Source organism: Petralouisia sp. (assembly GCF_056822245.1).
The window spans coordinates 31,434-44,005 of record NZ_JBQIOP010000008.1 but is presented as its reverse complement, the minus strand read 5'-3'; the positions used below and the strand labels follow the sequence as shown (position 1 = coordinate 44,005).

Sequence of the window (12,572 nt, the reverse complement as noted above, 5' to 3'; positions counted from 1 at the left end):
CGGGAACATAAAGATGATAACAGTTTGGTTAAACGAAGCAGATTTTGAATATGATATCCATTCTTTGATGAAAGCCTTTTATCCGGGGGAAGAGGTAAAAGTGTTTGCAGATGCGGAGAAAATTTTTAAACTGGAAGAGGAATGCGCCCCGCTGTTTCGAATGGAGGTGCATTACCGAAGGCAGGAGCCGCAAAGCGTGGAGCTGCTTTTGCATCTTCCGGCAAAAGGAGAACAAGGCGGCGGGTCTGCCTTGGCCACACCGGCGCATCAGGCATATATTCTGAAAATGAAACGTTCTGCAGCGGTTGATTTTTCAGATCGGAAAGAGACGAAGAACCGGCTGAAACAGACCTTATACAAAATGCTGTCAGAATATACCGGGCAGACCCTTCCCTGGGGAACGCTGACCGGCATCCGTCCCACCAAAATTCCAATGTCCATGCTGGAACAGGGGAAAAAAGAAACAGAGATTCAAACCTACATGGCAGACACTTATTTTACTTCCCGGCAGAAAATAAGTCTGAGTATAGAAATTGCAAAACGGGAGCTGGAGCTTTTGGGCCGGATGGATTACCAGGAGGGCTATAGCCTTTACGTGGGCATTCCTTTTTGTCCGAGCATCTGCTCTTACTGTTCTTTTTCTTCCTCCCCCATCGGCATGTGGAAGGAGCGGACGGAGGCTTATCTGGATGCTTTGGAAAAGGAAATAGATGTTACAGCTGCAATTTGCAGCGGAAAAAAACTGAATACCGTGTATATCGGCGGCGGAACGCCTACCACATTATCGCCCCTGGATTTAGACCGTTTGCTGATAAAAATTGAAGGTACATTTAATTTTTCTGATTTGCTGGAATATACGGTGGAAGCAGGGCGGCCTGACAGTATTACCGAAGAAAAGTTAAAAGTTCTGCGGGCCCATGGAATCTCCAGAATTTCCATCAATCCCCAGACCATGAAGCAGGAGACCCTGGATTTGATCGGCCGCCGTCATACCTCCCGGCAGACAGTGGAAAGCTTCTGGATGGCCAGAGAACTGGGCTTTGACAATATCAACATGGATTTAATTGTGGGACTGCCGGGAGAAACCATCGGGGATGTCAGAAATACCATGGAGCAGATTCAGGCATTGTCGCCGGATAATCTGACGGTTCACTCCCTCGCCCTGAAGCGGGCGGCCAGGTTTCACATGTTTCCGGAGGATTATCAGAACATGCAGATGACAAACAGCTGGGAAATCATTGATTTGACAGCCGGATATGCCAAAGAGATGGGATTGTCCCCCTATTATCTCTACCGCCAGAAAAATATGGCGGGGAACTTTGAAAATGTAGGGTATGCCCGGCCCGGCAAGGCAGGACTTTATAATATTCTGATGATGGAGGAAAAGCAGAGCATTATGGCCTGCGGAGCCGGCAGCATTTCCAAGCGGGTGTCTGCGGAGCGGGGGATTGAGCGGTGTGAGAATGTGAAGGATGTGGCGCTTTATATAGAAAAAATAGACGAAATGATTGAGAGGAAACGGAAGCTGTTCATGGATTTTTAAGATTTAATACTTTGTAAACGCAGAAAAAGCCAGACAGCAGAACAAACAAGGAGGAAACAAAAATGGCATTGGCAAAAAAGCCTGTAAACGGCATGAAAGATATTTTACCGGAAGAAATGCAGATCCGGGATTATGTGATGAACGTGATCAAAGAAACTTACCGCAGCTTTGGATTTACCCCCATTGAGACGCCCTGCATGGAAAATATTGCAAATCTCTGCAGCAAACAGGGTGGGGAAAACGAAAAGCTGATTTTCAAGGTGCTCAAAAGAGGAGAAAAGCTGAAACTGGAAACGGCCCAGACGGAAAACGATGTGGTGGATTACGGAATGCGCTACGATTTGACCGTGCCTCTGGCAAGGTTTTATTCCAATAACGCCAACAACCTGCCTGCGCCCTTTAAAGCGCTGCAGATGGGAAATGTCTGGCGGGCAGACCGTCCCCAGCGGGGCAGATACCGTCAGTTTATGCAGTGCGACATTGATATTTTAGGAGAACCCAGTAATCTGGCGGAAATTGAATTGATTCTTGCAACCACCACCACAATTGGCAGGTTAGGCTTCAAAAATTTCCAGATTCGTATCAATGAAAGGCGAATTTTGAAGGCTATGGCCGCTTACAGCGGGTTTGCTGAGGATTCTTTCGACACAGTTTTTATTATTCTGGATAAAATGGACAAAATCGGTCTGGACGGAGTAGCAGAGGAGCTGGAAAAGAGCGGATTTGAGAAAGCCTCTGTGGATAAATACATGGAACTGTTTCAGAGCATTCAGGGAAAAGAAAATGTGGCCCAGGGAGTGTCCTGTCTGGCAAAACAGCTGGGGGATTTTCTGGAAAAAGACGTGGCAGACAATCTGACAGAGATTGCAGCATGTGTGAATGATACCAAAGAAGCAGAATTTGATTTGGTTTTTGACCCCACACTGGTGCGGGGCATGTCTTATTATACAGGGACAATTTTTGAAATTGCCATGCCGGAATTCGGCGGAAGCTGCGGCGGAGGCGGCCGTTACGATAAAATGATCGGCAAATTTACCGGAAACGACGTTCCGGCCTGCGGATTTTCCATCGGATTTGAGCGGATTATCCTGCTGCTGTTGGAAAGCGGATTCCAGGTGCCCGGCCAGTCAGAACGGATTGCCTATCTGATAGAAAAGAATTATCCGGGAGAGAAACTGGCCCAGGTGATTGCAGCGGCCCAGGCTCAGCGCAAAGATGGAAAACAGGTATTGGTGGCCCGGATGAACAAGAATAAGAAATTCCAGAAGGAAAAACTGGCCGCCGAAGGATATACAGAAATAAAAGAATTTTTTAACCGGGACTAAGCTCTGGGGTTAATGATCCAATAAAAACAATTTAATTTTCAGGAGGAAGAATTATGGCAGAGTCAATGAAAGGGCTGCACAGAAGCCACAGATGCACAGAAGTGTCAAACAGCAATATCGGTCAGCAGATCACCGTGATGGGCTGGGTACAGAAACGAAGAAATCTGGGAAGCTTGATTTTTATAGATTTGCGGGATCGCTCCGGCCTGCTTCAGATAGTATTTGACGAGCCCAAGGTGGGAAGCGAAGGATTTGCCAAGGCAGAATCTCTGCGGAGTGAATTTGTAATTGCCGTGACAGGAACTGTGGAGAAGAGGACGGCCGCCGTCAATGAGAATCTGAAAACCGGGGATATTGAAGTGATTGCAGAAAGCATCCGGATTTTGTCAGAATCCGAGACGCCGCCTTTCCCCATTGAAGAAAATTCCCAGACCAAAGAGGATATGCGGCTTCGTTACCGGTATCTGGATTTGCGCCGGCCGGACATTCAGCGGAATATGATGATGAAAAGCAAGGTGGCAATGCTTTTGAGAAATTTTATGGACCGGGAAGGATTTCTGGAAATCGAAACGCCCATTCTGACCAAATCCACGCCGGAAGGGGCCAGAGATTATCTGGTGCCAAGCCGTGTGCATCCGGGAACCTTCTATGCGCTGCCCCAGTCTCCCCAGTTATTTAAGCAGCTGTTGATGTGCTCCGGTTATGATCGGTATTTTCAGATAGCAAGGTGTTTTCGGGATGAGGATTTGCGGGCAGACCGTCAGCCGGAATTTACCCAGGCAGATATGGAGCTGTCGTTTGTAGATGTGGATGATGTGATTGATGTCAATGAACGTTTGCTGCAGTATGTATTTCGGGAAGCCATCGGCCTTGAGATTTCTCTTCCTATTCCAAGAATGAGCTGGCAGGAAGCTATGGACCGCTATGGCAGCGACAAACCGGATACCCGTTTCGGCATGGAACTGACAGATGTTTCAGAAGCGGTAAAAGGCTGCGGCTTCGGTGTATTTACCGGGGCTTTGGAGCAGGGCGGTTCCGTCCGGGGCATCAATGCCAAGGGGCAGGGAGCTATGCCCAGAAAGAAAATTGACAAGCTGGTGGAGTTTGCCAAAGGCTACGGCGCAAAAGGACTGGCATATCTTGCAGTCAATGAGGACGGCTCCTATAAGTCCTCCTTTGCAAAATTTATGACGGAAGAAGAGTTGAAAGCCCTGGTGGAGCGGATGCAGGGAGAGCCGGGAGACTTACTGCTGTTTGCGGCAGATAAGAATAAAATAGTCTGGGATGTGCTGGGGGCGCTCCGGCTGGAGCTTGCCAGGGAGCTGGGACTGATGGACAAAAACCAGTACAGCTTCCTCTGGGTGACAGAATTTCCGCTGCTTGAGTGGTCTGAGGAGGAAAACCGCTTTATGGCCATGCATCACCCCTTTACCATGCCCATGGAAGAGGATTGGGATAAGATCGACTCCGATCCGGGGGCAGTGCGCGCAAAAGCATACGATATTGTATTAAACGGCACAGAACTGGGCGGCGGTTCCGTCCGTATCCACCAGGATGATATTCAGGAAAAAATGTTGGAGGTACTGGGCTTTACCAAAGAGCGGGCCCATGAGCAGTTTGGATTTTTGCTGAACGCTTTTAAATACGGAGTTCCGCCCCATGCAGGGCTTGCCTATGGGTTGGACCGTATGGTGATGCTGATGATGCAGTGCGATTCGATCCGGGACGTGATTGCATTCCCCAAGGTGAAAGATGCCTCCTGTCTGATGACAGACGCGCCGGGAGCAGTGGAAGAAAAACAGTTGGAGGAGCTGGCTTTGTCATTTACCCGGGAGGAACCGACAGAGGAATAATCCATTTGCGGGGCATGAATGTCAGTGCAGATGCAGGAAAATAATGGACGCCAGGCCAGATGCCATATGGACTTTGCAGAAAAAACGTGCTAAAATAGAAAAAGCGCATCGGCACTTTGATGCAGAAGGAGGAACCATACATGAAGAAAGGTATCTTATTTGATCTGGATGGAACACTGTGGGATTCATCCGAAGGAGTGGCGGCATCCTGGGAAAAATCTCTGGATGAACATTTCGATATAGAGAAAGTAATAACAGCAGATATGATTCAGGAGGTAATGGGGAAGAGCATGTATGAGATTTCAGACATTCTTTTCTCAGAATTTCCAATGAAAGAACGGCGGGAAATGCTGACCTATTGCTGTATGAGAGAAAATGAATACATCAGAAGCCATGGCGGAACGCTGATGCCCGGCCTGGAAGAGACCCTCTGCCAGTTAAAGGATCAGGGGTATCACCTGTATATTGTCAGCAATTGCCAGGCAGGATATATTGAAGCGTTTTTAGAGTATCATAAACTGGAAAAATATTTTGATGATTTTGAATGCTTCGGCAGGACGGGAAGAGAGAAGGGACGCAATATCTGCGCCGTAGTGGAACGGAATCAGCTGGAGCAGTCTGTCTATGTGGGAGATATCCAGGGAGATTACTATGCTGCAGTGGAGGCGGAGGTTCCTTTTATCCATGCCAGAACCGGCTATGGCTCTGTGCAGGAGGAAGTTCCTTATATTACAGAACTGTCTCAGCTTCCGGAAATGGTGGTAGAATTTTTTCAGTCATAACGAGCTGGACATGCAGGCTCATGTGGATTCTTATAGGGGCAGTTTTTTGTGACTGCTGAAACAGGACATGGACATAATGGAGGAAATCATGGAAAAAATAGCAAGCTTTACCATAGATCATATCAAACTGGAACCTGGAATCTATGTTTCCAGAAAGGATCATATCGGAAGTGAAACCGTAACCACCTTTGATTTGCGGATGACCTCTCCCAATGACGAGCCGGTGATGAATACGGCAGAAGTACATACCATAGAGCATCTGGCAGCTACTTATCTGCGCAACGATCCGGAATATAAGGAAAAGATTGTGTATTTCGGCCCTATGGGATGCCGGACAGGATTTTATCTGCTTTTGGCAGGAGATTATGAGTCCTCAGAGGTTGTGAAGCTGGTGACGGGCATGTATGAATTTATCCGGGATTTTCAGGGCGAGGTGCCTGGCGCAAGCCCCAAAGACTGCGGCAATTATCTGGATATGAATCTCGGAATGGCGAAATATCTGGCCGGCCGTTATTTAGACCATACATTGTACGGTATTGATCAAAAACATCTGGTATATCCGGAATAAATATCAGGAGAATGGCTGCAGGCTGCCGTTTTTTAAATGCAGCTCTGCAGCAAATAGGAGAACAGAATGAAAAAAGTAGGGATTATCGGCGCCATGGAACTGGAAGTGGAAGCGCTGAAAGAGAAAATGGAAATTCACCGCATTATGGAGAAGGCTTCCATGGAATTTCTGGAAGGGAAATTAAATAACACGCCCGCGGTGATTGTAAGAAGCGGAATCGGCAAAGTAAACGCAGCTGTCTGCACGCAGATTTTGTGTGATTCCTTTGAGGTGTCTCACATTATCAATACAGGTGTTGCCGGCTCTTTGAAAAATGAAATCAATATCGGAGACATTGTGGTGTCCACCGACGCCCTTCACCATGATGTGGATGTGCGGGTATTCGGCTATCCTTTGGGCGAGGTGCCCCAGATGGGCTGTTTGGCCTTTCGGGCGGATCAGCATTTGGCGCAGCTTGCGGTGTCTTGCTGCAAAGAAGTGAACCCTGACATCGGCGTATACCGGGGAAGAATTGTCAGCGGCGATCAGTTTATCAGCGATAAGCAGGTAAAGGAAGATATTATCAGGAATTTCCAGGGATACTGTGTGGAAATGGAGGGAGCGTCCATTGCTCATACCGCATACCTGAACCGTGTGCCGTTTGTGATTATCCGGGCTATCTCCGATAAGGCGGACGACAGCGCCCAGCTGGATTACCCCTCTTTTGAGAAAGCAGCGGCAGCCCATTCCGCCAGACTGGTGGAGCATATGCTGCCGGAGATCTGATTTTTGTATTTTCATATACAGGAACAGGCAGCCTTTTTGTCATTGCCCGAATAAAAATGCCGGATTCTTTCCTTTTGAAATCTATGTTTTCCGTCATGTTTTATAAGATTTTCTTAATTCATGAAAAATTCATTGTTTCCCGGGATTTCCTGTGCTATAATCCAGTGAGATAATGACAGATAGAAAGAAAAAGGGTGGGTTTTATGAAAGAAACAATGAAAGAGCTGCTGCATCGTTACCGGCATGGGTGGATTTTATCGTACTTTATCATGTATCTGCCATGGTTCGCCTATTTAGAGCAGACGGTTACCAGACGCTTCCATGTGATACATATGCCGATAGACGATTACATTCCATTTCTGGAAATTTTTGTGGTACCCTATTTTTTGTGGTTCGGGTATGTGGCTTTGGCGGTCGTGTATTTCTTCTTTAAGGATGTGCAGGATTATTATAAGCTCTGTATATTTCTGTTTGTGGGAATGACGGTATTTCTGGTGGTATCCACAATATATCCCAACGGGCATTACCTGCGTCCAAGGGTATTTGAGCGGGACAATATCTTTGTTACAATGGTGAAGGGATTATATATGGTAGATACGCCTACCAATCTGTTTCCCAGCATTCATGTATATAATTCCATCGGGGTGCATCTGTCCGTGATGCACAGCGAGAAGCTGAAGGAGAAAAAGTGGATTCGGAGAAGTTCTTTTGCAGTGATGGCTTCTATTGTTGCGTCAACCGTGTTTTTAAAACAACATTCTGTTTTTGATGTGATTACCGGATGTATTATGGCTGTTGTCATGTATACGCTGGTGTACGGCGGAGAGCTGCTGACCGGCAGAAGGCGCGTGTATCAGCGGCGGTATCCTGAGATAAACAGCTGAATAGGGAACATGCAGGAGGGCCACTCTTTGTACGGCAGGCTTTTCCTGCATATATATTACTCCGGCGGTTAAATATCGACGGAGTAATATTAAGAAAGAACCTCTGCAGTATCGCAAAATACTGCAGAGGTTCTTTCTTTAAAAGGATGTCCAACGGAATAAATTTGTTTTCCATAATTGCAAAACAAAAATCGGGGTAACAGGATTCGAACCTGCGACCTCACGGCCCCCAGCCGTGCGCTCTAGCCAAGCTGAGCCATACCCCGAATACTTGTCTATTATAACACAGGAAAAAACAAAAAGCAACTGTTAAATTTTGAATATTGAAATCATTTGACTTTATGGAAAATAGAATTATAATGGAACATAGAGTATGTGAGAAATTCCGTATAATTTCTCACATCCGTTAAAAGCAGAAAAACTGCAAATGAGAAAGGCAGAATATATGAGTACAGCAAAGAAAAGCAACAGAAAACACAAAGGGCTGATGATTGCCGGCTTTATCTTCTTAATATCTTTAACAGTGTATCTGGGAATCGCCGTTTTTTTCAGCAAACATTTTCTTCCGGGAACCACAATCAACGGCGTTTCGGCGTCCGGAAAAACTATAAAGGCAGTGGAACGGCTGATTACGGAAGAGATTGACGGATATCAGATTGAATTAGAGCCCAGAGAAGGGACGGCCGAAGTGATTCAGGGAACGAAAATTGGCCTGAGGCCGGTATTTGACGGCAGACTGGAGGTTGAACTGAAAAAACAGAAGGAATTCTTCTGGCCTGCATATCTTTTCGGGCCTTCAGAGATAGAAGTGGAAACCATGGTGGAATACGACAGGGATGCGCTGCAGGAGGAAGCGAAGAACCTGGAGCTTATGGATGAATCCCAGATGAGGAAGGCAGAGAATGCCATTATTTCAGAATATTCGGAAAAGGACGGTTATACCATTATTCCGGAGGAAGAAGGAACCGTCGTGGATGAAGAGAAGTTTTTTGAAGTGTTGGAAAAATCTGTTCTGAACCTCCAGGATCAGATTTCCCTGGCAGAAGAGGAATGCTATGTAAAGCCCAAGTATACCAGTGAATCCAAAAAAGTAGTGAAACTGGCAGAAACCATGAATCAGTATGTAAAAACTTCAATCACCTATGATTTTGGGGACAGTCAGGAGGTTCTTAACGGAAAAACCATCAGCCAGTGGATCTCATCCGATAAAAAGTACAAGGCAAAGATCTCACAGGAAAAAATAGAAGAATATATTGCAAATCTGGCGGATACATACAACACGGCAGGCAGATCCAAAAAACTGAAATCCTCCTACGGAACAGAAGTGACCGTAAGCGGAGGGGATTACGGATGGAAAATGGATAAAGAAGCAGAAGCGGAGGCATTGAAAGAGCATATCAAAAAGGGAGAAGTTCTGACAAAAGAGCCGGCTTATTCCCAGACGGCCAACAGCAGGGCCGGCAACGATTATGGCGATACGTATGTGGAGGTAAATCTGACAGCCCAGCATATGTACTACTATAAAAACGGCTCATTGGTGGTTGAGACGGATTTTGTATCTGGAAATGATGCAAAGGGATGGAGTACGCCGCCCGGAGCCTTCGGACTGTATTATAAACAGCGGGATAAGACTCTTCGCGGGGAGGGGTATGCCACACCGGTATCCTTCTGGATGCCTTTTAACGGGGGCGTAGGCTTCCATGACGCCAACTGGCGCAGAGATTTCGGCGGAAACTACTATAAAAGAGGCGGCTCCCACGGCTGTGTCAACATGCCTTACAGCGCGGCCCAGACATTGTTTGAAAATATAGAGGCAGGATGCGCCGTACTGGTGTACCATTTGCCCGGCTCTGAGAGCGCGAAAGCAAAAGCCCAGGAAGCGGCTGCTGCAGTCATTCAGTTAATAGACAGTCTGGGTGAGGTTACCTTAGAGAGCAAAGAGGCGGTGATCAATGCCAGAAACCAGTACAATGGCCTAGACGGCTCAGCCAGAGGCTATGTCAGCAATTATGGTTCCTTAGAGGCGGCAGAGGCCAGAATTGCACAGCTTGAAGCGGAAGCGGCGGCAGATCAGCAGGCCCAGGCAGAAGCGCAGCCTGTCATTGACGCCATCAACCAGCTGGCAGGCCAGGAGATTACCCTGGATATGAAGGGAACCATAGAGAAAATCCGCAAACAGTACAACGGCCTGTCGGAAGCGGCCAGGGCAAAGGTGGGGAATTACAATGTGCTGACAGAAGCGGAGCAGAGAATTGAGGAATTAAAGAAAGCGGAGAAGGAACAGGAAGAAGAATAAGGGCAGCGGAGAAGGAAGAGTGAGAGGAAAACAACATATGAAGAAAAAAAGCATGACCGCCTTGCTCTGTGCGGCAATGGCTGTAAGTATGCTGGTCGGCTGCGGCAGCAATGAAAAAGACAGCGGACAGATGACGGATATCAATCAGGGCGGAGATGTTGAGGGAAACAATGCGGAAGAGGAAAACGAAGAGGAGAATCCCTTAACGGTATGGTGCTGGGATTCGAAATTCAACATTTACGCAATGGAAGAAGCCAGTATCGTTTATCAGGCAGAACATCCGGAGTTTACCATGAACATAGTGGAGACATCCTGGGATGATATTCAGAGCGCACTGATAACAGCGGCAGGGGACGGCGCAATGGAGATTCTGCCGGATATTATACTGATACAGGATAACGCGTTTCAGAAGAACGTCATTTCTTTTCCGGAAATATTTATGGATTTGACGGACAGCGGCATTGATTTCAGCCAGTTCGGCCAGGCAAAAACCCTTTATTCAGTCATTGACGGCAAGAACTACGGCGTTCCTTTCGACAACGGCGCTGCCATAGCGTGCTATAGGACAGATATTTTGAAAGAGGCTGGATTGACGCTGGATGATTTCACAGATATTACCTGGGATGAATATCTGGAAATGGGCAAAATTGTGTTGGAAAAAACAGGCAGGCCTTTGCTTTCCTGCCAGTCCGGCGAACCTGACGTGATTATGATGATGCTTCAGTCCTGCGGAGTTTCTATATTTGACGATGATGGAAATTCTCAAATAGTCGGCAATGAAGCTTTAGAGAAAGCTATGGAAATTTATCAGCAGATGATAGAAGCCGGCGTTTGCAAACGGGTAAACAGCTGGGATGAATATGTTCAGACCCTTACGGCCGGGACAGCGGCAGGAACCATCAATGGATGCTGGATCATGGCTTCCATCCAGTCTGCAGAAGATCAGAGCGGAAAGTGGGGGCTGACCAATATACCCAGATTAGCCGGTATTGACGGAGCCACCAACTATTCTAATAACGGCGGAGCTTCCTGGGCAATTACTGCCAACTGCAGAAACCCGGAGCTGGCAGAAGATTTCCTGAAATCTACATTTGCCGGAAGCGTTGAATTTTATGAAACCATTCTGCAAAGCACCGGGGCTTTGGCGGCTTATCTTCCGGCAGGTGATTCCAATGTATACAAGAAGCCTTCGGAATTCTACGGCGGAGATACTGTATTTCAGAAAATTACTGAGTATGCAGGCAAATGCCCCAGAAACAATACAGGCGTTTATTACTATGAAGGAAGAGATGCTGTTGCAATGGCGGTTCGGAATGTGATAGGCGGATCTGACATTGGATCTGAGCTTGAAATTGTACAGAATACGTTGGAAAGACTTATGGAGCAGTAAAAGTTAGAATAAATAACAGAGGGAATCAATATGGGAAGTATTTCAGACAAAAAATTTATCAAAGGAATGGATATTTCCTCCCTGCCGGAGTTGGAAAGGCTGGGAGCAGTTTTTTATGACAAAGACGGAGACGAAAGAAATCTGATTTCTGTTTTGCGGGAATATGGCGCCAATGCCATCCGCATCCGCCTCTGGAATAATCCTTATTCTTCGGAAGGGGAGCCGTACGGAGCAGGAACCAATGATCTGGATACAGCCATGGAACTGGCAAAACGGGTGCAGGAGCAGGGCATGGAGCTCCTGCTGAATCTGCATTACAGCGATTTCTGGGCAGATTCGGGCAGGCAGATTAAGCCCAAAGCCTGGGCGGATTTTACCGGTAAACGGTTGGAATCCGCCGTGTATGACTACACGGTGGCCGTTCTGCGGGAGTTCCAGAGAGAAGGGGTATTTCCGGATATGATACAGGTGGGCAATGAACTGTCCAACGGGCTTCTGTGGCCGGATGGAAAACGTCCCGATTATGAGACCATTGCGATGTTGGTCAATGCCGGAATCCATGGGGTGCGGGATATCGATCCGGAGATTCCGATTATGATTCATCTGGACAACGGCGGGGACAATGAACTGTACCGGGAGTGGTTTGACAATTATTTTGCCAACGACGGAGAAGATTTCGACCTCATCGGCTTATCTTATGATCCCTTCCGGCACGGCTCTCTGGCAGATTTGGAGTATAACATGCATGATCTTGCCCTCCGCTACGGCAAGGAACTGGTGGTGGCAGAGGTTTCTATGGGGCATACCATGGAGGATTACGCAGCTTATGAAAAACTGGAACCTCTGAAACGCAGCGGAATGGCTATAAAACCGGAACTTGCGGCCAGAGCTGAGTATCCGGTGACAAAGCAGGGGCAGTCGGATTTTATGCAGGAGTTCATGAAACGGGTGTCCGAAACGCCGAAGGGACTGGGCAGAGGATTTTTCTACTGGGAGCCGGCATGGATTCCGGTGCCGGGCAGCGGATGGGCTGCCGAGGCTTCTCTGAAATACATGAAAGCTCCGGGCCCCTGCGGCAATCAGTGGGCAAATCAGGCCTTGTTTGACTACCAGGGCAGGCCTCTGCCTGCCTTGGATGTGATCAAAAAATTCTAGAGCGGTAAAGG

General features: G+C 47.4%; 10 protein-coding genes and 1 tRNA gene. 10 read left to right on the top strand and 1 reads right to left on the bottom strand.

Features of this window, described 5'->3' with window-relative positions; genetic code table 11:
- The first annotated feature begins 13 nt into the window (after nucleotides 1-13).
- The 7 genes from hemZ (at nucleotide 14) to ACTO17_RS04815 (ending at nucleotide 7,720) form a co-directional block, all read left to right on the top strand.
- Nucleotides 14-1,543 carry a coproporphyrinogen dehydrogenase HemZ gene (gene hemZ / locus ACTO17_RS04845; RefSeq protein ID WP_482557091.1) on the top strand — a complete coding sequence of 510 codons (1,530 nt, stop codon included), beginning with the start codon at nucleotides 14-16 and terminating at the stop codon, nucleotides 1,541-1,543.
- 62 nt (nucleotides 1,544-1,605) lie between these two features.
- Complete coding sequence (gene hisS, locus ACTO17_RS04840) at nucleotides 1,606-2,868, top strand: histidine--tRNA ligase (RefSeq protein ID WP_482557090.1); 1,263 nt, start codon at nucleotides 1,606-1,608, stop codon at nucleotides 2,866-2,868.
- 53 nt (nucleotides 2,869-2,921) lie between these two features.
- Nucleotides 2,922-4,721, top strand: a complete 1,800-nt coding sequence (gene aspS, locus ACTO17_RS04835; RefSeq protein WP_482557089.1) for an aspartate--tRNA ligase — start codon at nucleotides 2,922-2,924, stop codon at nucleotides 4,719-4,721.
- Between the two features lie 140 nt (nucleotides 4,722-4,861).
- On the top strand, nucleotides 4,862-5,503 hold the full coding sequence (locus ACTO17_RS04830) for an HAD family hydrolase (protein ID WP_482557088.1): 642 nt from the start codon (nucleotides 4,862-4,864) through the stop codon (nucleotides 5,501-5,503).
- Nucleotides 5,504-5,591: 88 nt separating this feature from the next.
- Nucleotides 5,592-6,071 carry an S-ribosylhomocysteine lyase gene (locus ACTO17_RS04825; protein WP_482557087.1) on the top strand — a complete coding sequence of 160 codons (480 nt, stop codon included), beginning with the start codon at nucleotides 5,592-5,594 and terminating at the stop codon, nucleotides 6,069-6,071.
- A gap of 66 nt (nucleotides 6,072-6,137) precedes the next feature.
- A complete protein-coding gene (locus ACTO17_RS04820; protein WP_482557086.1) occupies nucleotides 6,138-6,836 on the top strand; it encodes a 5'-methylthioadenosine/adenosylhomocysteine nucleosidase in 699 nt (232 codons plus the stop codon).
- A 203-nt stretch (nucleotides 6,837-7,039) separates the two neighbouring features.
- Nucleotides 7,040-7,720 carry a phosphatase PAP2 family protein gene (locus ACTO17_RS04815; RefSeq protein WP_482557085.1) on the top strand — a complete coding sequence of 227 codons (681 nt, stop codon included), beginning with the start codon at nucleotides 7,040-7,042 and terminating at the stop codon, nucleotides 7,718-7,720.
- Between the two features lie 191 nt (nucleotides 7,721-7,911).
- Here the strand turns inward: ACTO17_RS04815 and ACTO17_RS04810 are convergent.
- Nucleotides 7,912-7,986 (bottom strand) — tRNA-Pro (locus ACTO17_RS04810).
- Between the two features lie 179 nt (nucleotides 7,987-8,165).
- Here ACTO17_RS04810 and ACTO17_RS04805 point away from each other — a divergent pair.
- From ACTO17_RS04805 to ACTO17_RS04795, 3 genes are read left to right on the top strand one after another with little or no spacing between them, the layout of a single operon-like run.
- Nucleotides 8,166-10,016: a L,D-transpeptidase family protein gene (locus tag ACTO17_RS04805; protein WP_482557084.1), complete on the top strand. Its 1,851-nt coding sequence runs from the start codon at nucleotides 8,166-8,168 to the stop codon at nucleotides 10,014-10,016.
- Between the two features lie 37 nt (nucleotides 10,017-10,053).
- A complete protein-coding gene (locus ACTO17_RS04800) occupies nucleotides 10,054-11,406 on the top strand; it encodes an ABC transporter substrate-binding protein (protein ID WP_482557083.1) in 1,353 nt (450 codons plus the stop codon).
- Between the two features lie 30 nt (nucleotides 11,407-11,436).
- On the top strand, nucleotides 11,437-12,561 hold the full coding sequence (locus tag ACTO17_RS04795; RefSeq protein ID WP_482557082.1) for a glycoside hydrolase family 53 protein: 1,125 nt from the start codon (nucleotides 11,437-11,439) through the stop codon (nucleotides 12,559-12,561).
- The last annotated feature ends 11 nt before the right edge of the window (nucleotides 12,562-12,572 follow it).

What these genes read in the sequence shown, in the direction of transcription:
- ACTO17_RS04825 (WP_482557087.1), top strand. Translation starts at nt 5,592, where the DNA reads ATGGAAAAAATAGCAAGCTTTACCATAGATCATATCAAACTGGAACCT.
- ACTO17_RS04805 (WP_482557084.1), top strand. Translation starts at nt 8,166, where the DNA reads ATGAGTACAGCAAAGAAAAGCAACAGAAAACACAAAGGGCTGATGATT.
- hemZ (WP_482557091.1), top strand. Translation starts at nt 14, where the DNA reads ATGATAACAGTTTGGTTAAACGAAGCAGATTTTGAATATGATATCCAT.
- ACTO17_RS04815 (WP_482557085.1), top strand. Translation starts at nt 7,040, where the DNA reads ATGAAAGAAACAATGAAAGAGCTGCTGCATCGTTACCGGCATGGGTGG.
- ACTO17_RS04800 (WP_482557083.1), top strand. Translation starts at nt 10,054, where the DNA reads ATGAAGAAAAAAAGCATGACCGCCTTGCTCTGTGCGGCAATGGCTGTA.
- ACTO17_RS04830 (WP_482557088.1), top strand. Translation starts at nt 4,862, where the DNA reads ATGAAGAAAGGTATCTTATTTGATCTGGATGGAACACTGTGGGATTCA.
- hisS (WP_482557090.1), top strand. Translation starts at nt 1,606, where the DNA reads ATGGCATTGGCAAAAAAGCCTGTAAACGGCATGAAAGATATTTTACCG.
- aspS (WP_482557089.1), top strand. Translation starts at nt 2,922, where the DNA reads ATGGCAGAGTCAATGAAAGGGCTGCACAGAAGCCACAGATGCACAGAA.
- ACTO17_RS04795 (WP_482557082.1), top strand. Translation starts at nt 11,437, where the DNA reads ATGGGAAGTATTTCAGACAAAAAATTTATCAAAGGAATGGATATTTCC.
- ACTO17_RS04820 (WP_482557086.1), top strand. Translation starts at nt 6,138, where the DNA reads ATGAAAAAAGTAGGGATTATCGGCGCCATGGAACTGGAAGTGGAAGCG.